Below are 24,221 nucleotides of genomic sequence, written 5' to 3' on the forward strand. Positions count from 1 at the left end.
TTACGCACCTAACATATCTTGAATGTCTGACTTTAATACGTCAGCTTTCGGACCATATACCGCTTGTACACCTTTATCTTTTACAATAAGCCCTAAAGCACCATTTTGTTTCCACTGTGCTTCTGGTGCAACAACATCTAAATCTTTTACTGTTACACGTAAGCGTGTCATACAAGCATCTACGTCAGCAATATTTTCTTTTCCACCTAATAAATCGATAACTTTTGTTGCTAATGAACCGTCTTGTACATTTCCTGTTCCTTCTGATGCCTCATCTTCATTATCAATATAGTTACCTGCACGCCCTGGTGTTGGTAAATTGAATTTTTTAATTAAGAAATTAAATAGTGTAAAGTTAAGACCGAAGAACACTAATGAAACAATAACAAAGTTGATTAAGTCTCTTGTTAAACCTGCGTTAACCATCATTGGCGTACGAGTAATTAACTCAATAAATCCAAATGCATGAACACGTAAGTTAATTAAATCAGCTAGCGCGAATGCAAGTCCTGTTGTAATAGCATATACAACATATAATACTGGAGCAATAAACATGAACATGAATTCAATTGGTTCTGTTACACCTGTTAAGAATACTGCTAATGCTGCTGATAAAAACATTGGTTTATATTTTGCACGCTTTTCTTTATCAACGTTACGGAACATCGCAAATGCAATCCCCATTAACGCTGCTGTTGAGCCGATAACTTGTCCAGCTTTGAAACGAGCTGGTACAACGTTATTTAATAAATCGTTATATGCCTTCGTATCTCCATTTGCTAATAAATTATTTAAATCTGTAATCCATGCAAGCCATAATGGATCTTGTCCTGCTACAACTTGTCCAACTTTTGAACCAGTTAGCATCGTATATGTTCCGCCTAGCTCTGTATAGTTCATCGGAATCGTTAACATATGGTGTAAACCAAATGGTAATAATAAACGCTCTAACGTTCCATATACAAACGGTGCAACAACTGGTGCACTATCTTTTGAAGCTGCAATCCAGCGACCAAATTCATTTAACCCACTTTGGATGAATGGCCATAGAAGTGATAATACAATCGCAGTAACTGTAGACCAAAGAATTACAACGAATGGTACAAATCGTTTTCCATTAAAGAATGCTAATGCCTGTGGCAGTTTATTATAGTTATAATATTTGTTATATAAAGTAGCTCCTAAGAAACCTGTGATAATCCCTACGAACACTCCCATGTTTAATGCAGGTGCACCAAGTACAGAAGTAAAGTAATCTTTTACAATTAAATCTCCCGCTATTACTGAAGAAACTTTCGCTTTTGAATCCGCTAACATTTCAGCGTTTACCCCAAATATAGCTCCTGTAATTCGGTTTGTTAAGACGAATGCTAATAGCGCTGCAAATGCACCACCCGCGCGATCTTTCGCCCAAGATCCCCCAATTGCTACTGCGAATAAGATGTGTAGATTTGTAATGATTGCCCAACCGATGTCTTCCATTACGCGAGCGATTGTATGAACTGCGTTAACATCCCCAGCAGACATACCAATTAACTTACCGATGGAAATCATTAAACCAGCTGCTGGCATTACGGCTACAACAACTAATAACGCTTTCCCGAACTTTTGCCAAAAATCAAAAGACGTAATTTTCATCTGTTCTTCCTCCCCTTTATTTATAAAAACATAGTGATTTAAATTATAATTTCTGTTCCCTTTATGAAAACGATTCCTTATGTTACTTTATTTTTATCTTTACGCAACCGTTTTCATAAATCTATTTTAATAAAAGCGTTTTCACTTTGCAATAGAAATTTATTTTTTTTCATAAAAAAAGATGCTCAAAGAGCATCCTTTTTTATTATGAAATGCGATAAACCCTTGTTTCATAAGGCTTTAAAGCAATTGTTGTTACTTCTTCATGTTCCGCAACTTCATAGTTATTTAAAAGCAAACGTTTGCGTTCTAGTGCAAATGAACCCTCATTATACACAGCTTCCTCTTTTGAGATATTACTAATTACAATGACTTTTTCATCCTGTAACGTACGTGTATATGCATAAATTTGTGGATCGTCTTCTAAAAGTAAATCGTACGTGCCATAGTTCAGTACATCGTGCTCTTTTTTCAGGGCAATCATTTTCTTATAGAAATTGAAAATAGACTTTTCTTCATTTTTTTGCTTCTCAACATTAATTTCTTTGTAATTTGGATTCATGCTAAACCAAGGTGTACTTGTTGTGAAACCAGCATTCATCTCATCATTCCACTGCATAGGTGTACGTGAATTATCGCGGCAAGAAGCCCATATAATCTCCATCATATCTTGATGTGGTACGCCCTCTGCAATTTTCTCGCGATATAAATTTTTAATTGCTACATCATCGTAATCTTCAATATTTGGTAACTGAACATTTGTCATACCAATTTCTTGGCCTTGATAAATAAAAGGTGTACCGTGCATAAAGAAATACATCGCCCCTAGAGCTGTTGCACTTTCACGCCAATATTGTTTATCATCTCCCCATGTTGAAACGATACGTGGTTTATCGTGATTCTCAATATATAAAGCGTTCCATCCTTTATTTTCTAATCCTTTTTGCCATTTCGTTAATACTTTTTTCAATCCTACAACATCAAGGTCTTTCTTCTTCTCTGCATCCCATAAACTTAAATGTTCAAATTGGAATACCATATTGAACTTACCTTGCTCTTCTCCAACCCAAAGCTCAGCATCTTCAATCTTAACACCATTTGCTTCACCAACAGTCATAATATCGTACTTAGAGAATGTATTTTCTTTTAGCTCTTCTAATAAAGGTTGAATACCTTTCACATTCATATGTTTATCAAAAGATGGCACATATTTTAACCCTTTTGGATTTGGCATATCCTTGAGGCCTTCTTCTTTTTTAATATGACTGATCGCATCAACGCGGAAACCATCAATACCTTTATCAAGCCACCAATTAACCGTATCGTATAGTACTTCGCGAACTTCTTTATTCTCCCAGTTTAAATCTGGTTGTTTACGTGAGAATAAATGTAAATAATATTGTTCTGTTTCTTCATCATATTCCCATGCCGAACCATTAAAAATACTTTCCCAGTTGTTTGGCTCCGCACCATCTTTACCATCATGCCAAATATACCAATCACGCTTCGGATTATCTTTAGATGAACGTGATTCAATAAACCATGGATGTTCATCACTCGTATGATTAATAACTAAATCAATAATAAGCTTCATATCACGCTTATGAACTTCATCTAGTAAAGCATCAAAGTCTGCCATTGTACCAAACTCATCCATAATATCTTGATAATCACTAATATCATAACCATTATCATCATTAGGCGACTTATACATTGGACAAATCCAAATTACATCTATACCTAAATCTTTTAAATAATCCAGTTTTGCAATAATACCTTGTAAATCTCCAATACCATCACCATTTGAATCCATAAAGCTTCGTGGATAAATTTGATAAGCAACCGCTTCTTTCCACCATGTCTTATTCATAGTCATTCTCTCCTTTTGCATCCCATCGGAAATTTTATGCAAACGTTTTCGTAACACTATCATAACAAAATATGAACAGTTTGCAACTGTTTTCATTGAACTCTATGTAGATTCTTTATTCTTATGCTTTATTTATTTCTCACAAAGGTAAATCTCATTCTTCACCTCTCCTTGTCCACGCGTATTACAGACATTTTTCATATATTAATAAAAAACTCTGATTATTTTAGAAAGGAGTAATAAATTGAAGCAAACAAAATTAACAGGTCGTATCGTTGTTCCCACAGATCCTGACTACGACGTAGCCCGAATGAATTTAAATTTAAGTATTCCAAAACTCCCTTGTATTATTGTTTTTTGTCAAAATAACAAGGATGTCTGTAACGCCTTAAAATGGGCACGTGAACGTCATATACCATTTCGGTTAAGAAGTGGACGTCATAGCTATGAAAATTTTTCTCTTTTAAATAGAGGACTTATTATTGATGTGAGTGAAATGCATCGCATTACTGTTAATACAGAGAAATTAACAGCAACAATTGAGGCTGGTGCAAATCTTGGCACTGTTTATAAAGAACTTTGGAATTACGGTGTTACAATTCCTGCTGGTACAAGTGCAAGCGTTGGAATTGTTGGATTAGCACTTGGTGGTGGTATTGGTATGCTTTCGCGCTTATATGGATTAACATGTGATCAATTAATGGAAGTGGAAATGGTACAAGCATGTGGAAAATTTGGTGCAAAACTCATTCGTGCAAATGAACAAGAGAACTCTAACCTTTTTTGGGCATGCCGTGGTGGCGGTGGTGGAAACTTCGGAATTGTCACTTCATTAACTTTTCGAGTCCACCCGATAAAAAATGTATCAATTTTCTCAATTACATGGAAATGGGAAGAATTTATTGCTGCATTTCAAGCGTGGCAAAACTGGGCACCTTATATAGATGAACGTCTCACTTCATCGATCGAATTATTCGCCAAGCAACGAAATAAAATCGAAGCACAAGGCGAGTTTATCGGTTCTCCCTCTGAACTCCATTCCCTATTATCCCCTCTTCTTGAAACTGGTAGCCCCTCTCTCTTTATAGAAGAAGTTCCTTATATAAAGGCTGTTGAATTTTTTAATGGAGGTAACATCCCTGAAAATTTCAAGCGCTCTGGTTCCTATGTCTATAAACCTATTCCCCTTAAAGGCATTCAAATCATGCAATCCTTTCTTTCTCATGCACCAAATAAAGATGCTAGTATTTGGCATCAATCGCTCATAGGTGCTGTTGAAAATATTTCGCCGAATGAAACGGCTTATTTTCATCGTAAAGCAATTATTGCTCAAGAATACATTACCTCTTGGAAATGCGATGATGAAGAAAATCGAAATATACGCTGGGTTAAAGGTTTACGAGAAAGCTTAGATCCTTATACACTAGGTGACTATGTGAACTGGCCCGATATCGACATTAAAAATTGGCAAACTAGTTATTATGGCTCTAACTTTCACAGATTACGTAAAGTAAAAACCATGTATGATCCTTATGATGTTTTTCATTTCCAACAAAGTATTCCTCCTTTTCATACGTGAAAAAAGGGGATAACATAAAAAAATCATCCAATATACCGTTACCTCGCAGTATGTTGGATGATTCAAGTTGATTTTCTATATCGTTTCAAATTCTTGCTCCTACTCATAAACTTTTACTTACAGATTAATTGTATTTCGTATCATTTTCATGCAATGAATGTAATTTAATATTTGGTACTTTATCTTTTTCAATACCTCTATTATAAGAAACAGGAACTTGAAATTCAAATTGCTTTGTCTCATGTTTTTGTAAATAGACTGGTTTCGGTACTGGATAGCTTTTTGAATTCTCGTTTGCATTATCATATAAAACAACTTTTAATGCTTGTGCATGATTACGATAATTTTTTAAAGTAACAATGCACTTCGGTTGGATATTCCCTCCATTTTTCTCCATTCTACACTGGCTATCTTCTTTTTTATATTCTATTGCTTCTATCCCTGTTTTTCCTGCATAATACCATGTTTTATTCAAGGTCTGGAGGATTGTATTTAAAATAAAAGGCATCATTACAATCAAAATACTAGTACCTACTACTTTTATCTTATTCATTTTTCTAAATGTACTAGACTCCTTTTTTCCTAGCCATTTTAAAAATAATATAAATGCAATTACATGTAGTATGAAAGAAACAATCAATATATTTGAGACTTTATAATCCATATAAACATACGTATGTATCGGAATCTTATAGACATTGAATAGTTTTTCCCCAATTAATTCATTATCATTTGGAATTTTTAATAATAACAAAACCCCTATACTGTAACAAATAGCTACTAATCGATCATACTCAATACGAATCATTCTTTCTCCCCTTCACTTTGTATTTTATTATCGATTTTAGCTATTATTACCATACTATACAATCTTTTTATAGAGGATAACGTAAAAAGTTCCTTATAAATATATAAAGAACTTTATTAATATACACTATGAATTAAAAAATCAATATACAATTTTCACATAGAGATTTCTTCAAAATATGTTGGATCATGTATTGTAATTTTTTTATCTAAAATTGTAACAATGCTATCATTTTTTAATTGTTTTAATACGCTGCTAACTGTCTCTCGAGATGTTCCAGATATTTTGGATATTTCAATTGTTGTAAGTGGACATGAAATTACAATCTTTTCTCCACTCTGTTCTCCTAAATCCTGCATTAAATAATTTAACGTTTGGATAACACGATCTTGTGCATTAGGAATTGTAATATTTTGCACTCGATTTTCGTTCAATTTTAATATAGATGATAATTGCTGAACAACGTACATCAATTGCGTTCTGCTGGACTTTACCATATCTTCAAAGATTACCGTTGGAATATAATATACCTCCACATCCGTCATTGCTTCTGCTGTATAGTTATATCCTCTGTCTGTAAACATACCACCATAAGGAAAAATAGAATACCGCTTTACATAGTCATCGTATAATAAGTTCCCATTTTGATTAACCCGCTCTAACTTTACAAAACCATCTAACATGAAGTAAATTCTTTCCCTTGAATCCCCTTCTAAAAATAAAAATTGACCTTTTTTATAAGTTCGCCAATAAACAAACTCTGTTAAGCCTTTCAATTTTTTTTCTGTTAAATGAGCAAATAATTCGAACTGCTTTAAGTCTTTCACTACGTTCCGTCTATTCATAAAATTCCCTCTCTCTTGCTGTATGTTGAAGCGAAAAATCAAGAAAGCGTATTCAATTTGAATTTTATCATAATTAACTTGCATATTCAGATTTCATCATGAAAACTTTATGAACAATGAATACAAAAAATATTAATAAATAAAAAGAATGAAGTTACTAACTCCATTCTTTTTTACTACTAAGTAGCGTACACAATAATTTTAAACACACATGCATACATTCTGTTTTGAAATAATAGTACCGGCTTTTTCTTCTAGTGCTTCATATACTTTTTCTAAAGACGTAATAATTGTTTTTCTTTTTGGATTTGTATTAACAAAATTAATAGCAGCTTCGATTTTTGGAAGCATGCTTCCCGCAGCAAATTGTTGTTCTTCAATATATTCTTCTAATTGATTCACTGTGACATGCTCTAATTTTTTTTGATTCGGTTGATTATAATTTACATACACATAATCAACTGCAGTTAAAATAACGAGCGTATCGGCATCTACTAATTCTGCTAATTTCTGCGCAGCGAAATCTTTATCGATAACCGCTTCAGTTCCTTTTAACCCTTCTTCAGAATCAATTACTGGAATTCCACCTCCGCCCACAGCTATCACTATGTTTCCATCTTCGACCAAAGAATTAATCACTTTATGTTCATGAATACTTACAGGCTTCGGTGATGGAACAACACGTCTCCATCCTCTACCAGCATCTTCTTTAAACACTGCTTTTGTTTCATCCATTAATTTTCTGGCCTCTTCTTCTGTATAAAAAGGACCAATTGGTTTAGTTGGATTTTTAAATGCCTCATCTTTTTTATCCACAACAACACGTGTTATAACCGTTGCTACATCTTTGTTTATATTCCGTTTTTTCAATGCCTTTCCAATTGCATTTTCCATCCAATATCCAATCATCCCTTGGCTCATTGCCCCACAAGTATCTAATGGCATTGCAGGTGTCTTTTCCGTTTCTGCAGCTTTTTGCTGTAATAAAATATTCCCCACTTGTGGGCCATTTCCATGCGCAATTACTATATCCACATCATTTTCCATTATTTTCACAAGTTGTTCTGCCGTTTTTTCCAACGCTTCTTGCTGCGCTCCCGCAGTAGCTTCTCCAGACTGTATCGCATTTCCCCCTAGTGCAACTACAATTTTTCTTCGTGCCATATTCCAGCCCTCCAGTTGATTTCGCTTTCACAGCGCTTTATAAAGTAATACTGCCTGTAATTAATCCATAAATCGCAAAGAATGCTAAAGCACCAATTGCTACGGATGATGCTAATTCCACTCGAGTAAATATTTGCTTCGAACTCTTTTGCTTTTGAACATTGTAAAAAATAAAAATACCTGGCGCATATAAAGTCATTGTTAATAATAAATACTCTAAACCGGCTGCATAAACTAACCACACGCCATAAATACTTGCGATCAAGCCAATTATTATATTTTTATTTCGATCTGCTTCTTCAGACTTTAAGCTATGCTTCAGTTGATAAAATGCTGAAAAAGCATATGGGATTAAAATAGCTGAAGATGCTAAAGAGAATGCAAAGTTATACGCCTGATCAGAAACGACGAATGTTAACAAGAATATTTGTATTAAACCATTTGTTATCCATAATGAATTTACTGGAGCCTTATTTTTATTTTCTTTTGCGAACCATTTTGGAAATACTCCATCTTTAGCCGCTAAATATGGAATTTCAGAAGCGAGCAAAGTCCAACCTAACCAAGCACCTAATACAGAGATGACTAAACCTAAATTAATAAAGATAGCACCCCATTTTCCAACAACACTTTCAAACAAATAAGCCATAGCCGGATTTTTCAAACCTGCAATGTCTGCTTGCTGCATAAGTCCAAGAGACAATAATGTGATTAAAATGTAAATGATGAGTGTACCAATTAAGCCAATAACGGTTGCTTTCCCTACATCACTTCTATTTTTTGCTCGACTGGATAAAACAACAGCCCCTTCTACCCCAATAAATACCCATAAAGTTACAAGCATTGTACTTTTAACTTGGCTGCCAACTGCTCCCCATGAAAAAGAACCAGTTTGCCCCCAAAATCCATCTAAGAACGTATCAATATGAAACGCAAAGATTCCTATGACAATAAATACAAATACAGGTACTAATTTCGCGATTGTAGTTACTAAATTCACAAGGGCTGCTGATTGAACTCCACGTAAAATTAACATGTGAACACACCATAATAATACGCTTGCACCAATAATGGATTCTACATTTTGACCGCCTTCAAAGATCGGGAAGAAATATCCTAATGAAGAAAACAATAATGTACCGTAAGCTACATTCCCAAGCCAAGCAGATAGCCAGTATCCCCACGCACTATTAAACCCCATAAAATTACCAAACCCTGCTTTTGCATAGCTAAAAATACCACCATCTAAATCTGGCCGTTTTACAGTTAGATTTTGAAAAGATAATCCGAGTGCAATCATCCCAATTCCTGTTATAACCCAGCCAATAATAATGGCTCCAGCACCAGCACCTTTTGCCATATCACTCGCTAAATTAAAGGCTCCACCGCCAATCATAGACCCAACTACAAGAGCCGTTAGTGTAAACAACCCTAATTTCTTATCTTCACCCATTCCACTCACCTCTCTTTAATTGCAATAACAATACAAAAGCAATAGTGAATGATCGTGTCTAAAGGAGGAGAAAGAAGAAAGGAAGACTCCCTTTCTTCTTTACTCCATGTTTCCTAAAGTAGCTGCCATAACCGCTTTAATTGTATGCATTCTATTTTCAGCTTGATCAAATACTTTTGAATGTTTACTGCGGAATACTTCGTCAGTTACCTCCATTTCTTTCAACCCATATTTCTCATAAACTTCTTCGCCATACATCGTTTCAACATCATGAAATGCAGGTAAACAATGTAAGAAAATTACGTTTTCATTCCCTGTTGCTTTAATCATTTTCATATTTACTTGATAAGGTTTCAATAACTCGACACGTTCAGCAAATTTTTCTTCTTCCCCCATAGACACCCATACATCTGTATAAATTACATCTGCACTTGCAACAGCTTCTTCCACATTACTTGTTATCATTACTTGTTCATTATATTTTTTTGCTAAATCAATTACTTCTTGTGCAGGCCATAAAGATTCCGGTGTACAAATACGTACATCCATTCCAACGATTGCTCCACCAACTAGTAAGCTATTAGCAACATTATTTCGCCCATCGCCAACGTAAACGAGCTTCACATTTTTCAATTTCCCTATATGTTCTCTAATTGTTAATAAATCTGCTAGTGTTTGTGTTGGATGCCACATATCCGTTAATCCATTCCAAACTGGCACACCAGAATTTTGTGCTAAAGATTCTACAGTTTCATGATTAAATCCACGAAACTCAATTCCGTCAAACATACGCCCTAACACTTTTGCTGTATCCTCTACAGATTCTTTTTTCCCAAGTTGAATATCACCTTTCCCTAAATATTCAGGATTTGCCCCTAAATCTGTACATGCTACTGTAAATGCACAACGCGTACGAGTAGAAGTTTTTTCAAATAAGAGCGCTACATTTTTACCTTCTAAATAATGATGCGGGATACCATTTTTCTTTTTCTCTTTTAATTCTGCTGCCAAATCTAGAAAATATAACAATTCTTCTTGTGTAAAATCTTTTTCTGCTAGAAAGCTTCTTCCTTTTAAATTTGGTCTAGTCATTAACATAATTCATCCCTACTTTCTCCGTTATTTATACTAAATATCTTTACGAACAATTGGCATACTCATGCAACGTGGACCCCCACGACCACGAGATAATTCCGAACTTAGAACCTCAATCACTTCTATACCGTGTTCCCGTAATAACGTATTAGATACATAGTTGCGATCATATGTAACAACTACACCTGGCGCGATTGCTAATGTGTTCGAGCCATCATTCCATTGTTCACGAGCAGAAGCAATTACATCTCCTCCTCCACATGGAATAAGAACTAATTCACTTAAGCCTAATACCTCTTTTAATGCTTCCATTAAAGAAGTACGATGTGTAATTTTAAGAGTTTCCTCATCTGATCCTTTTTCTAAAATATAAATATTCATATTCCCTTTTGGCCCTTGAATGGCTGGGTGAATTGTAAACTTGTCATAATCAACCATTGTAAATACTGTATCTAAATGCATAAATGCTCGACATTTTGGAATTTCTATTGCTAACACTTTCTTAATTTTATTTTGTCGGCTAAAGAGATTTTTAGCTAAACGTTCAATTGCTTTAGCTGAAGTACGAGCAGATACTCCAATCGCAATTGTTTCTTCATTTAAAATTAGCTCGTCGCCACCTTCAATTGGAAATTTATAATCACGATCTAACCAGATTGGTACATTATGTTTTGCAAATCTTGGATGATATTTAATGATGTACTCCATGAATAATGATTCACGTCTACGCGCTGGTTCTCTCATCTTATTTATCGTTAAGCCATCGCCCACGCTAGCTGCTGGATCACGAGTAAAATATAAATTAGGCATTGGATCTAAGTAAAACGGATAGTGATCTTCCATTAATTCATATAAATGTGTCTTCTTACTTGTTTCAATTTCGTTTTTCCGTACACCGCCCATAATTTTTTGAATTAATTCTTCATTTGAAAAGGAAAGTAAATATTCTTTTAAAGTTTGATGTGCAACATTTACGTCGGCCTGTCCTTCTTTTAAAATACGATCAACAAATTCTTCTCGAAGTTTTTTATCTACTAACGCCTCAGCGGCTAGTTTTTCTAAATAAAGAACTTCAACACCCCGATTGCGTAACGTTTGTGCAAAATAATCATGCTCTTTTTGAATAATTGGTAAGTATGGAATATCGTCAAATAATAATTGCTGCAAATAATCTGGCGTCAAGTTTTCCACTTCTTTACCTGGTCGTTTTAATAAAACCGTTTGTAATTCCCCAATTTCTGAAGTAACATGTATCGGATGTTTCATTTGTTGTACCTCCTTTTAAATATGTTTGATGTCTTACAAGTACATAATAAATGCTCTGTACTTTCATCTTTGTGAAAGCATCCACATTATCATTGTGAAATATTAAACAAGTTATTTTTTTAAAATCATACGAATATGTATTTTTATAACAAACTATCTTGCTTTCTCAATAAAAAATACATATATTACGCATATATGTTGAATATTTAACTTCCGTATTTAAACAAAAATCCTGTTTTTAATTTTATTAAAAACAGGATTTTTGCATCTAAATAATTAAATTTAATCTTTCTTCTATAATCTCCCTATCTGATTTCGACTGTGAAATTATAAGGCATGTATCATTTCCACATATACATCCTATTTTTTCTTTCCAATCTAACTCATCAAATAAAACACCAATAACATGTGCATTACCAGGTAATGTTTTAATAACCATTAATTGATCTACACAATCAATTTTCACAACCACTTCTCGTAATTTTTTCTTTAACTTTATATCAGTTTGTACATGCTCTTCTGAGAAAACTTTATATATCATTAATCCTTCTTGAGAAGGTACCTTCGTTAAGTTTAACTCACGAATATCGCGAGAAATCGTAGCTTGTGTTACTAATACATCTTTTTTTGCTAACAATTCTACTAATCTTTCTTGCTTATCTATTTCATACTCCTTTACAAATTGTTTAATTAACCGTTGTCTTTTTTCTTTTTTCATAAAAGACACCCCTTTTAATATTATAGCTCGCTATAATTTTCATCCGAAAGGGACAGAAAAGAATGTTGCGGAAACGTTCATAGTTTAACTGTAAATATTAAATCAAGCTAAATAAAAAAGAGAAGAACAATATTCTGTTCTTCCTTTTACATTGAAAATCGTTCAATTGTTTGTTTCAAATCAGTTGCTTGCTTCTCTAAATCCTTTAATAATTGATCGATTACTATCATATTTTTAGACTGTTGTAGCGTCACACGTGCCACTTCTTGCGAACCAGCTGACGTTTCTTCAGCAATTGCTGCTACAGCTTTTGTTTGTGCTCCTGTTTGATGAATGTGGCTCACTTGTTCATTCATATAACTACTAATTTGCTGAGTTGCATCGGCTACTTCCATAACACTTGATGACATTTCTTTTAAAATTAATTCCGTAGCTTCCCCACGTTTCGCCTCTTCTTTAGCTATTTTCACTTGTTCTGTCATTTTCATTGCAACTTGTTGTACTTCATCTTGCATATTCCGTAATAACTGCGATATGTTTCTTGCAGAATGATCACTTTCATCAGCAAGTTTACGTACTTCTTCCGCAACAACCGCAAAGCCTCTTCCATGCTCTCCTGCGCGAGCTGCCTCAATAGAAGCATTTAGTGCTAATAAATTCGTTTGGCTAGCAATCGCACTCACAACAGACACAATATGTTCTACTTGTTTCATTCGTTCTTCTAACTTCTGTACATTTTGCATTGAATCTTCATTTTCTTTTGCCAATGTTTGAATACCTTGAATTAAAGACGTAAAGACACGAGTACTATGCCCTAAAGCTTGAACCATTTCTAAAGACAACGTATCAGACTGCTTCGCTTTTTCTTCTACTTCACTTGCAATAGAAGTCGTTGTATCAACAGCAGAAACAATTGCTTGAATTGATGCCGCTGATTGCTCAGCGCCTGAAGAAATCTCTGCAAGTGTCTCAGATACACCTTGCGCTTGTCTCGTTGCTTCGCCTGTTTGTTTTCTAATCTGCTGTACTTGATTATTTGTATACGAAAATGTTGTATCAATATTTTTTACCATGCCCCTTAAGTTTCCTAACATCATATTAAATGCAACACTTAAAGATTTAATTTCATCATCTGTCTTCGGTAATGGAACATCTTCACGAATATCACCCTCAGCTGCTTTTCTTGCCGCTTCCTCTAACTTGCGAAGCGGTTTAATTAAAAATACGGCTGCTCCATATGCTAAAATTCCAGACCATACTACCCCTAATAACATAACGATAATATTATATACTGTTTGACTTACATAACTTTGAAAATAATCGTATATCACGTAAATAAAAAATATACTTGTTGAATATGTAATGAAAGCTAAAACTGTAGTGAATAGCATAAGTTGTGTACGTAATCCAAAAGAAAATGTTTTTCTTTCTTTTTCCATCTTCCCTTTCCCCCTTTTTATAAGCAATATATATACTACCTATATATTATTATCCATATTTTCATTATAGAAGGATATAGAGATTTTAAAAAAACATTATTTCTTTGAATATCAAATTGCACGAAAAAAATAAAGGATTCTGACAATTTATGACTAATAACAGAAATAAGGGGCAACATTTGTAAAATATATTTTAAACTGGGGGTTTTGTATGATTCAAGTTCGAAATCTAGTAAAATCATTCGGTTCACTTGATGTGTTAAAAGGAATTGATTTAGAAGTAAAAGAAAAAGAAGTTGTTGTTTTAATTGGTGCCAGTGGTTCTGGTAAAAGTACATTACTTCGCTGTCTTAACTTTTTAGAAATGTACGATGAAGGCGAAATTCACTTACAAGGTGAGCGAATTGACCCAAAGCATTCAAATTTAAATAAAGTCCGTGAAAATGTCGGTATGGTTTTTCAGCACTTTAACCTCTTTCCTCATATGACCTCACTAGAAAACATCATAGAAGCACCTATTCACGTAAAAAAATTAGAGAAAGCAAATGCAAAGGATATTGGAACTCAACTTCTCCAAAAAGTCGGCCTTCAAGATAAAGCGGATGTAACTCCTCATCTTCTTTCAGGTGGTCAAAAACAGCGCATTGCCATTGCACGAGCTCTTGCAATGAGCCCTAAGATTATGCTATTTGATGAGCCTACCTCAGCTTTAGACCCTGAACTTGTTGGAGAAGTATTGCAAGTTATGAAAGAACTTGCTGAAGAAGGGATGACAATGGTTATTGTTACTCATGAAATGAATTTCGCAAAAGATGTAGCTGATCGCGTCATCTTTATGGATGATGGAAAGATTGTAGAAGATGCTCCGCCAGCACAATTCTTTTCAGCTCCATCACATGAACGGGCAAAACAATTTTTACGCAACGTTTTATAATGTAACTTTTGTTTCAAACGAAAAGGAATACATTCATACGGTGCACAACTGATCATCCAAATAAAATATTTCAATAACATACTAAAAAACCATCCGTATGATCAATATATAGGAGGGGTTTTATGAAAAGAAAACTATTAACCATTGTTGCTAGCATTACACTATGCACATCTTTCATACTAGGAGCTTGTAGCAAAGAAAGCTCTACTACTTCATCAAATGGTGAAAAAGAATTTCGCTATGCGATGAGTGGATTATACAAACCTTTTAACTATAAAGAAAATGACGGCAAACTTGTCGGTTTTGATGTAGAAATCGGTGAAGCTCTTGCTAAAAAGATGAACATGAAGGCTACGCCAGTTACAAACCCATGGGAAACGCTGATTCAAGGTCTTCAAGCGAAGAAATATGATGTAATACTGGGTAGTATGGCAATTACAGAGGAGCGCTTAAAAGCTGTTAGTTTCTCAAATCCGTACTATCGCTCTGGCGCCCAAATTTTTGTAGCTAAAAAGAATAACGCTATCTCTTCTCCAGAAGATTTAAAAGGTAAGAAAATTGGTGTTGTAAAAGCTAGTACCTTTAAAAATCTTGTTGCAAAATATACAGATCAAATCACAGAATATGACAGCGATATTACTGCTCTTATGGATTTAGAGCCTGGGCGTGTTGACGCAGTAATTACGGATCAAATGGTTGGTCTACGTATGATAAAAGAAGGAAAATCGAATATAAAAGAAGCCGGAAAACCATTAAATCTTGATGAAATGGGAATTGCTATTCGCAAAGATGATAAAGAAATGGTTGAGAAAGTAAATAAAGCGTTAGATGAAATCATTAAAGATGGTACGTATGAAAAGATCAGTAAAAAATGGTTCGGGCGTAATATTCTCGGTGAAGAGGAAAAAACGAAGTAAGTTAGCCATTCAAAAGATTCATAAACAATGCCCCACTGATTAAATGTTCATTTTATGTGGGGCATTTCATTCTCTACTAAAATCTATACAATATGAGGTGAAACGCATGTTTGAAATTTTTATCTCTTCCTATCCCACACTCTTAAAGGCTACTATTGTCACATTACAATTAACATTAACTTCCCTAGTACTCGGTTCATTAATTGGATTATTATTCGCTTTCTTTCGAATCTCTAACAATAAAGTTTTAAATAGTATCGCTCATGTCTACATTGCTATTATTCGTGGTACACCTTTAATTGTTCAAATTGCCATTCTATATTTTGGAATTACATCCGTTGTTGTTTTCACCCCTTTTTGGGCAGGTGCAATCGCTTTAGCGATTCATAACGGTGCATATATTACGGAAATTTTTCGTGGATCTATTCAATCCGTTGACCGGGGACAATTAGAAGCAGCTCGCTCTTTAGGCATGCCTTATCCTTTAGCTATGCGACGAATTATATTACCACAAGCATTTCGTCTGTCTCTTCCTCCTCTAGGAAACCAATTTATTATCGGATTAAAAGATTCTTCACTTGTTGCTTATGTAGGAATGTCCGAATTATGGGGTTCAGGTTTATCAATTGCAGCAGGTAACTTCCAACAATTAGATACTTACATAATCGTTGGTGCATACTATCTCGTACTTGTTCTTCTATTTACTTATTTTGTTAATCTTTTAGAAAAACGATTACAACGAAAAGAAACTAACTCCGTCCAAGTCCATAAAAGGAACAAAAAGGAAGTTTCTTTATAAGAAAAAGCAAGCCTGAGATGGCTTGCTTTTTCATTGCAAAAATATATTAATTTTTACTGATTTACTTTTTTAATACTCTTTTCTTCTTCTATATGTTCCTCACGATATGAAATATTATGAGGATCTAGTCCATTTCCTAAAGAACCATAGAAATGCTCTCTATGCGGATCCACTAATTCACTTCCTTGATAATACACACGTGGTGTATTCCATAGCGCTGCCAAAGCTTTTGTCATCGGCATCTCATGATAGCGTTCCGGCCACATTTCTTTAATCTTCTCTTTTACTAACGGATAGTATTTAGAACTCATAGCAGGAAACAGATGATGTTCTGTATGATATGAGAAATTGAAATGTAAAACGTCTACCCAGCGCGGCACTGTTACTGACAAACAGTTTGCTAACGGATCATTTACTGGAACAATTGGATTTAAGCGGTGATTTGTTGCGATATATGCCATTACAATAAAGTTAGCAATTAACAACGGAATGACATATGCAAATAACCATTTTCCAGGTCCCATAATAAACAATAAACTAATCCAAACTGTCCAAGGCAAAAGAAGTTGAAGCCATACAGATTTTTGATTGGATGACTTGAACTCTTTTATAAAATGAAAGAACATTCGAGTCGAATGCAATGTAAATTGAATTGTTAGTGACAGAAAACTAAAGAATGAACGTACATGTAAAGGCATACGATATACCCAACTCAAAAACTTACTCTTCTTAAGTTTCTCAAGTGTCGGCCATGCATCTGGATCATTCTCTTCATGCTGTGTATGAACATGATGCGTTGCATTATGCCACTTTCTCCAAAGCTTTGGCCCTGTTGATAATGGCATAAATGCAATCGCGCCTAAGAAGTCACGAAGCCATGCCTTTCTTACAACAGTTCCATGTAAAATTTCATGCCCTAAAAATCCTAGTGAAGCAAAACATAATCCAAGAACAATCGCAATTCCTAGATTCGCCCACACATTCAATTCAAATACACCAATCGATATTAACCCCGCCAATGCCACAAGCAAATAAGCCAGTCCACCAAATAAACGAGTAGGCACTGGTTTAAATGCTTTTTTCGGCAAATGTGGTGATACACGTGCTGCATACCACCCAAACGTATGAAGCTCCTTCATCCTTTTGCTCCTTTCTTATGCCGCGCCTTGCGCAACTTACATATATCAATTCTTGCTTCCAGATTGATTTTACTAGATGATCCAAAAAGCATCTATTATAAGGAAAATATACTCACTCTATCGTCACTTATTTTTCGCTTTTATTATCAATGAAAAACATTTCTCTTTTTACTCTCTATCAACCTTTCCACATGATGAATCATAACAATAGAATTTCTATATTGTCAACACCTTTTATGACCTAGTAATAAAAGGTGGTTATATTTTTATAATCATACTTTATTTCACTAAAGAAAATGTATAGATTCCATAAGGATTTACCCACTATATATAGACATTTTCTTAAACGCCATAGACTCTATCTCATTCAATAACTCCCTATGTAATCAACAAACAGAATCCCTTGAATTTAGTTTTATATAAATCCTACCACTTCATAATGCCCCATCTAATTAATTATATTAAAATAATTTATAACCTCTTTTAATAAAAATAGACTACTTCTAAAACAACACACATGAATTTCATATAATATGGAAATATTAAAAGGAAAATTGTTCTAAAATCAGGAGGTTTCCGCAATGACAAGTGATACATTTCCACAACTGCCGCTATCTTATTGGATTGAATCTACTCAGTTTCCTACTTTCCCTCGTTTATCCGAAAATATAAAGACGAAAGTTGCTATTATCGGTGCTGGTATTACAGGTATTACTACCGCCTATTTACTTGCAAAAGAAGGCATCGATGTTGTTTTAATTGATTCTGGTCGTATTTTAAATGGAACAACTGGGCATACAACAGCGAAAGTAACAGCACAACATGATCTTATTTATGATGAATTAATAAATCATTTCGGTGTAGAAAAGGCCGGGCTTTACTATGAATCAAATAATCAGGCTCTACAATTCATAAATGAAACTGTTCAAACATATAAAATCGACTGTAATTTCTCAAATGAAGATTCATATTTATATACAACTACCGATAACGGATTAAGAAATTTAACGAAAGAATATGAAGCTTATCAAAAATTAAATATACCTTGTGACTATGTTCAATCTCTATCGATTCCTATTCCAGTACAATCTGCACTTGTAATGAAAAATCAAGCACAATTCCATCCCCTTCTTTATTTAAAAACACTTTTAGAAAAGTTTGTGGAGATGGGCGGAAAGCTCTACGAACAAACAACAGCTATGGATGTGGAAAAGGGAGATTATCCACAAATAATTACAAAAGAGGGCCATCATATCACTTGTGAATATGTCGTCTCTTGTTCACATTTTCCTTTTTATGATGCGAATAGCTTTTTCTTTACGCGAATGTACGCAGAACGCTCCTACGCTCTTGCAATAAAAGCAAAAACAGATTATCCAGGTGGCATGTATTTAAGTATTGATGATCCAAAGCGCTCCTTACGCTATATAACAAACAATGGAGAAAAATTAATTTTGATTGGCGGAGAGAGTCATAAAACAGGACAAGGAATAAATACGATGCTTCATTATGAAGCACTCTATTCTTTTGCTGAAGCAACTTTTGGAATAGACGAAGTTCCTTATAGATGGTCAGCACAAGATTTAATCACTCTAGATAAGCTTCCTTATATCGGACATATTAACGAAAGAAATCCAAATATATTTGTTGCAACTGGATATCGCAAATGGGGAATGACAACTGGAACTGCTGCCGCTCACCTACTGAAGGACTCCATCCTAAAAGTTCACAGTCCCTATAAAGAACTGTATGCACCATCACGCTTCCATGCAAATCCAGATATAAAAACGTTCCTCTCCCAAAACATTGATGTTGCGAAACATTTAATTGCAGGAAAGATTGAAACCGCATTACGTAAGCCAGAAGATCTCGAAGTTGGTGAAGGATCTGTCGTACATGTTAACGGTAAACGAGCAGGTGCTTATAAGGACAAAGAAGGAAAATTACATATCGTCGATACAACTTGTACACATCTCGGCTGTGAAGTTGAATGGAATAATGGTGATTGTACTTGGGATTGCCCTTGCCATGGTTCTCGTTTTTCAATTGAGGGAGACGTTCTTGAAGGCCCAGCAGATCAACCGTTAAAACGAGTTGATAATGAGTAAACAAATAAAGAAGTTCAACAAAATTACTGTTGAACTTCTTTATTTGTTATAAACCCTTTTCAGATAAAATTCGACACAAGGAGGAAAATATTAACATTAAATAAAATAATATATTCATCTACAAATTAAAAGGGGTGAATATTATGCAACCTTCAGCTCCACCTCATCTAGAATCTACAGAAACTATCTTTCCAAGCTCTATTACAAAACTTGTTGTTTTTATTTGTTGGCTAGCCATTTTAGCTGATGGATATGATTTAGGTATTTACGGTGCCGTTCTACCAAAGCTCCTAGAAGACAAAAGCTGGGCGCTATCACCAGCGCATGCTGGTACAATTGCAAGCTATGCTTTATTTGGGATGTTTATTGGAGCTATTCTAGTTGGAACGATTACAGATCTAATTGGGCGTAAATGGACGCTTATATGCTGTTTAGCACTTTTTTCTATCACAATGGGTTTAGCGGCTATCGCTCCTTCTCCTGAGTTATTTGGATTATCTCGATTTATAGGAGGAATCGGATTAGGCGGTGTTATCCCTACGGCTTCAGCACTCACTGTTGAATATTCACCCAAAAAAAGGCAATCTTTTATTTATGCTCTTATGTTTACTGGCTATCCTTTAGGTATCGTGTTAGGTACTATTTTGTCCATGCTTATGTTAGAAGATTTCGGATGGAGAATTATGTTTGGTATCGGAATGATTCCACTACTCCTCATTCCTTTCATTATTCGCTATTTACCCGAGTCCATTCAATTTTTATTATCACGTAATCGCCAAGAAGAAGTGAACCAAATTCTTAATCGTTTTCAAATTGAATTTCATATAAAAAATAAAACTCATCAAGCTCCATCTACTATACGAAAGAAAAATGGATTTTTCACTTTATTCTCAAAAGAATATATAAAAGCAACACTACTTTTTTGGATCACTTATATAATGGGAATGTTTTTAATATATGGTTTAAACACTTGGTTACCACAGATGATGCGCCAGGCGGGATATCCTCTTGGATCTAGTCTGTCTTTTCTACTTATGCTAAATATTACCGCAGCTATCGGCGCATTATTTGCTGGAGCAATTGCTGATCGTATAGGCGCAAAAATTGTTATTAGCATCTCTTATCTTATGGCAGCCATATGTATCGGACTATTAACAATCAAACCATCTGTTACAATCATTTATCTTTTAATTGGCCTTGCTGGTATTGGATCAGTCGGTATTACTCAAATATTAAATGCATATGTAACACAATACTTCCCATCACATATCCGAGCTACCTCCTTAGGCTGGGGACTGGGGCTTGGCCGAGTTGGTGCAATTGCTGGCCCAATTCTCGTCGGTATTATTATGACAATGCAATATGACTTAGCATGGAATTTTTACTTATTCTCCTTTGCAGGTCTTATCGCAGCTATATCTGTTTTCTTCATTCCTACAAAATAAAAAGAGCACAAACTTACTTGTGCTCTTTTTCATATGCTTCAAACAACATATCTCGAAACAATGTATTTAAACTCTCAATATCGATTCCTGATCCCTTTTCAATTCCTTTTACATATTGCTGATAGTAATGAATTTGTTCTTCTAAAAATTGATTTAGCACCTTAATTTTCAATCCAACATCTAATTCAGTACCTGCTTTTTTCTTTATTAACAACTTTTCAATTTCATCTAATACGCTACGTTCTAATGATAATTCTGTAATTAATCGGTCAAACTCTACAGGAGGTAAAGTCGTTTTCTCTTCTAGCCACTTACAAGCTAAAATGGGACGTAATACATAAAAGTACTTTTTCAGCTTTACATTCTCACCTTGCAAAAATTCACGATAATTTTTCGACGCCATATGTAAATAATGATATATCGTTGCTTTTGGATCAAAATTCTTCTCACTCATCTGTTGAAGTAGTTCTGGAAAATTAGAGTTTTTCGAATAAAAAATTGGTGATCGAATCCACTCAAGTAAAGCTGGGTTCGACTTCGCGAATAGTTGCAACGCCTTTTTAATATCCCAACCACTTATATCTAAATCATCACTAATTGGATATTCAATTACATCTCGTTTGTCATGAATTGATAAATACCATTCTACCGGATGTATATAAACAAACCTAACATCATAATCGCTATCTTTCGATGGAAACCCCCAAGCACGACTCCCTGATTCCACCGCAAATAAAATTTTTACATCATTCTCTTTTTCAATTCTTTCTAACTCCAACTCGATTTTCTCTCTCATTTCATAACATCTCCATTTTTTGATTATTTCCTTGGAAATTCGACAATACACTATTAATTTTACTACATACTAAAAAAACTGTCAGAAATTACTGACAGCCTAATGAAACGTCTATTGTTGCTTTTCAATTACAGTAGCAGCAATTCGTTCAAACTCTTTTTGAATCTCCTCTTTATATGCATCTACTATTGAAAAATCCATAGCAGCAATATAAATTCGTTCTAATTTATCACGAATCGATTTTGCTTTCGCTAAGAAAGACATCGCCTCATTCATTTTTGCTTTATATTGAATGGAAACATCACGAATTTCCTTCGCATATTTCTCATCCGTCCCTGGCGTAACAATAAGGGCATACATATCAATAATTTCATCACCCTCGCGACTTGGAAAATATTCATGTGGTGCGGTGCTATCAAAAATTGCAAAACCTAATTCTCTTACGATAACCATATCAAGACTATTCGGGTCAAATCCGCAATGATATACTTCAACTTCAAACCCTTTTTCTTCAGCTGCCTTAGCTAACTTTTTGAGCATCGTTGATTTTCCAGAGCCTGGGCGCCCTTTTATAAAATAACGATGTGGTAACCCTTCTGTTAAATTAGGAACAAAATCAACTGCTCCTTTCGGTGTAGCAGCTCCTAAAAAACGATGTTTGACAAGCGATTGTCTCCCGCTTTTATCTGCAAATAATTTCTGGATTAGCTGATCGGTTAGTTCATTTGCTTTATTAAAATCTATATTATCAATATATATCTTCTCCCACTCATCATGTATAACCAATGCCTCTTTAAAACGTGCGTAAGCAGACTGAAAAGCTTTGCTTGCTTCTGAAACAAATCTTTCAATTTCTAACTTCTGCTTTCTTAGTTTATCTGAGTCCCAAGCAATTCCTAAATTTATATACTCTTCAACAACTCCTGGCATTTTTGGCTCAATAACATGCGGTGATGTCCCATCAACAATTCCTACTTTTAATTGTGGGATAATTACACCATCAACCGATTTATTGTCAGAAGAACAATGTAAAAATTCAATATCATATCCTTTTCCAACCCATTCACGACCTATTGCCTTTATTAAAGAAGATTTTCCCGTTCCTGGACCACCCTTTAAGATAAATAATCTGTCTAATCCTTTTAAATTCTCTTCGTATAAATTGTGAAATCCCCTAGCTGTATTACCACCAGCATAATAATTCAATACATTTCCTGTCACTGCACTCACTCCTTCGCAGCATTCTATTTACATAAGCTACAATATGCGAGCGGCTTTATTTGGGTGAATACCTATTTTGTATTGCACATAAAAAGGAAATGAATTACAATTTAACTATCAGAAAATTAAGGTTTTCAAACCGAATACTTCTTTATCAAGAGAGGCAGAGGGACTGGCCCTTTGAAGCCCAGCAACCTCAGTTTATACGAACTGAATAGGTGCTAATTCCTGCAAAATGCATTGCATTTTGGAAGATAAAACTCAACTAGCATGTAAAGCTCATCTTTCTTGATACTGAAGGATGAGCTTTTTATTATTTGAAAAACATATATTGGAGGTATGTAAAATGAAAGTAATTGATTTATCACAAACATTTGAAAATAATATGTCTCAATTTCCTGGAACACCTAAAATACAACTAGAAGCTGTTACAAGTGTTGAAGAATCAGGCTATCAAGTTACAGATTTTCATTCTGTCGTTCATGTTGGCACGCATTGTGATGCTCCTGCGCATTTTATTTCAGGCGCAACGACCATCGATCAATTACCGCTGGATCAATTTGTAGGTGAAGCTGTTCTTATTGATGTAACTCATGTACAAGAACGAAAACTACCTAAAGAAGTACTGCACGATGCTGATATAAAAGAAGGAGATATTGTTATTTTCCATTCCAATCTATCTACTAAATGGAACACGGAGGCGTATGAGAAAGAAGCTTTTTATCTTTCTGAAGAATTAGCCGAGGAACTAGTACAATTAAAAGTAAAATCTGTCGGTTTAGATTTTATTTCTCCTGATGAGGTAACGACAGAAACATCACCAATTCATCACATACTACTTGGGAATAATATTTATTTAATCGAAAACTTAACAAACTTAGATGCTATTCACACGAAACGTTTCTTCTTCTCAGCAGCACCTTTAAAAATTAAAGATAGCGACGGTGCTTTTGCAAGAGCATTTGCTGTAATTTTTTAAACAAACTA

At 34.6% G+C, this 24,221-nt stretch carries 19 protein-coding genes, 2 pseudogenes and 1 riboswitch; of the genes and pseudogenes, 7 read left to right on the forward strand and 14 right to left on the reverse strand.

The window, feature by feature from the left end; all coding sequences use genetic code 11:
- Both HMAS_RS24095 and HMAS_RS24100 read right to left on the reverse strand, forming a co-directional pair.
- Positions 1–1,638, reverse strand: coding sequence for a PTS transporter subunit IIBC (locus HMAS_RS24095; RefSeq protein WP_000705560.1), 1,638 nt, complete (start codon positions 1,636–1,638; stop codon positions 1–3).
- Between the two features lie 205 nt (positions 1,639–1,843).
- The gene (locus HMAS_RS24100) at positions 1,844–3,508 is read right to left on the reverse strand and encodes a glycoside hydrolase family 13 protein (protein ID WP_001044710.1); all 1,665 of its coding nucleotides are present in this window, start codon (positions 3,506–3,508) and stop codon (positions 1,844–1,846) included.
- 244 nt (positions 3,509–3,752) lie between these two features.
- On the opposite strand from HMAS_RS24100, the gene HMAS_RS24105 reads away from it, so the two are divergent.
- Positions 3,753–5,087, forward strand: coding sequence for an FAD-dependent oxidoreductase (locus tag HMAS_RS24105; RefSeq protein ID WP_025710036.1), 1,335 nt, complete (start codon positions 3,753–3,755; stop codon positions 5,085–5,087).
- Positions 5,088–5,211: 124 nt separating this feature from the next.
- Here the strand turns inward: HMAS_RS24105 and HMAS_RS24110 are convergent, their stop codons facing one another.
- From HMAS_RS24110 to HMAS_RS28475, 9 genes and pseudogenes are all read right to left on the reverse strand, one after another.
- The gene (locus HMAS_RS24110) at positions 5,212–5,895 is read right to left on the reverse strand and encodes a hypothetical protein (RefSeq protein WP_044307357.1); all 684 of its coding nucleotides are present in this window, start codon (positions 5,893–5,895) and stop codon (positions 5,212–5,214) included.
- A gap of 155 nt (positions 5,896–6,050) precedes the next feature.
- Positions 6,051–6,740, reverse strand: a complete 690-nt coding sequence (locus HMAS_RS24115) for a Crp/Fnr family transcriptional regulator (protein WP_001081905.1) — start codon at positions 6,738–6,740, stop codon at positions 6,051–6,053.
- Between the two features lie 201 nt (positions 6,741–6,941).
- Positions 6,942–7,904, reverse strand: a complete 963-nt coding sequence (gene arcC / locus HMAS_RS24120) for a carbamate kinase (RefSeq protein ID WP_016121523.1) — start codon at positions 7,902–7,904, stop codon at positions 6,942–6,944.
- A gap of 37 nt (positions 7,905–7,941) precedes the next feature.
- Positions 7,942–9,357, reverse strand: coding sequence for an arginine-ornithine antiporter (gene arcD / locus HMAS_RS24125; RefSeq protein WP_000503412.1), 1,416 nt, complete (start codon positions 9,355–9,357; stop codon positions 7,942–7,944).
- Positions 9,358–9,456: 99 nt separating this feature from the next.
- Positions 9,457–10,455, reverse strand: coding sequence for an ornithine carbamoyltransferase (gene argF / locus HMAS_RS24130; protein WP_000930291.1), 999 nt, complete (start codon positions 10,453–10,455; stop codon positions 9,457–9,459).
- 30 nt (positions 10,456–10,485) lie between these two features.
- Positions 10,486–11,718 (reverse strand): arginine deiminase, encoded by a 1,233-nt coding sequence (gene arcA / locus HMAS_RS24135; protein ID WP_000682331.1) that lies wholly within the window; start codon positions 11,716–11,718, stop codon positions 10,486–10,488.
- 268 nt (positions 11,719–11,986) lie between these two features.
- Positions 11,987–12,436: an arginine repressor gene (argR, locus tag HMAS_RS24140; protein ID WP_025710040.1), complete on the reverse strand. Its 450-nt coding sequence runs from the start codon at positions 12,434–12,436 to the stop codon at positions 11,987–11,989.
- A 146-nt stretch (positions 12,437–12,582) separates the two neighbouring features.
- Positions 12,583–13,155, reverse strand: a pseudogene (locus HMAS_RS28470) (methyl-accepting chemotaxis protein); the annotation flags it as partial.
- Between the two features lie 369 nt (positions 13,156–13,524).
- A pseudogene (locus HMAS_RS28475) lies at positions 13,525–13,875 on the reverse strand (HAMP domain-containing protein); the annotation flags it as partial.
- Positions 13,876–14,086: 211 nt separating this feature from the next.
- Here HMAS_RS28475 and HMAS_RS24155 point away from each other — a divergent pair.
- The 3 genes from HMAS_RS24155 to HMAS_RS24165 all read left to right on the forward strand — a co-directional run bounded on the left by HMAS_RS24155 (position 14,087) and on the right by HMAS_RS24165 (position 16,525).
- Entirely contained in the window at positions 14,087–14,809 is a 723-nt protein-coding gene (locus tag HMAS_RS24155; RefSeq protein WP_000616923.1) for an amino acid ABC transporter ATP-binding protein, read from the forward strand.
- 122 nt (positions 14,810–14,931) lie between these two features.
- Positions 14,932–15,726, forward strand: coding sequence for an ABC transporter substrate-binding protein (locus HMAS_RS24160; RefSeq protein ID WP_000823753.1), 795 nt, complete (start codon positions 14,932–14,934; stop codon positions 15,724–15,726).
- 43 nt (positions 15,727–15,769) lie between these two features.
- The gene (locus HMAS_RS24165; RefSeq protein ID WP_116269189.1) at positions 15,770–16,525 is read left to right on the forward strand and encodes an amino acid ABC transporter permease; all 756 of its coding nucleotides are present in this window, start codon (positions 15,770–15,772) and stop codon (positions 16,523–16,525) included.
- Positions 16,526–16,578: 53 nt separating this feature from the next.
- Here HMAS_RS24165 and HMAS_RS24170 read toward each other — a convergent pair whose 3' ends face one another.
- Complete coding sequence (locus HMAS_RS24170; protein WP_000661226.1) at positions 16,579–17,664, reverse strand: fatty acid desaturase family protein; 1,086 nt, start codon at positions 17,662–17,664, stop codon at positions 16,579–16,581.
- A gap of 581 nt (positions 17,665–18,245) precedes the next feature.
- Between HMAS_RS24170 and HMAS_RS24175 the strand changes: the two genes are divergently transcribed.
- Both HMAS_RS24175 and HMAS_RS24180 read left to right on the forward strand, forming a co-directional pair.
- A complete protein-coding gene (locus HMAS_RS24175) occupies positions 18,246–19,772 on the forward strand; it encodes an FAD-dependent oxidoreductase (protein ID WP_000199978.1) in 1,527 nt (508 codons plus the stop codon).
- Positions 19,773–19,915: 143 nt separating this feature from the next.
- Entirely contained in the window at positions 19,916–21,217 is a 1,302-nt protein-coding gene (locus HMAS_RS24180; protein WP_116345067.1) for an MFS transporter, read from the forward strand.
- Positions 21,218–21,230: 13 nt separating this feature from the next.
- Here the strand turns inward: HMAS_RS24180 and HMAS_RS24185 are convergent, their stop codons facing one another.
- Entirely contained in the window at positions 21,231–22,013 is a 783-nt protein-coding gene (locus HMAS_RS24185) for a nucleotidyltransferase domain-containing protein (RefSeq protein WP_001208237.1), read from the reverse strand.
- 111 nt (positions 22,014–22,124) lie between these two features.
- Positions 22,125–23,234 (reverse strand): PRK06851 family protein, encoded by a 1,110-nt coding sequence (locus HMAS_RS24190; protein ID WP_000147486.1) that lies wholly within the window; start codon positions 23,232–23,234, stop codon positions 22,125–22,127.
- A gap of 148 nt (positions 23,235–23,382) precedes the next feature.
- Positions 23,383–23,495, forward strand: a riboswitch (SAM riboswitch).
- A gap of 85 nt (positions 23,496–23,580) precedes the next feature.
- Here HMAS_RS24190 and HMAS_RS24195 point away from each other — a divergent pair.
- A complete protein-coding gene (locus tag HMAS_RS24195) occupies positions 23,581–24,213 on the forward strand; it encodes a cyclase family protein (protein WP_000862983.1) in 633 nt (210 codons plus the stop codon).
- Positions 24,214–24,221: the final 8 nt, after the last annotated feature.

The sequence above is a fragment of the Bacillus sp. HMA207 genome (genome assembly GCF_003402455.1).
Lineage (GTDB): Bacteria > Bacillota > Bacilli > Bacillales > Bacillaceae_G > Bacillus_A > Bacillus_A cereus.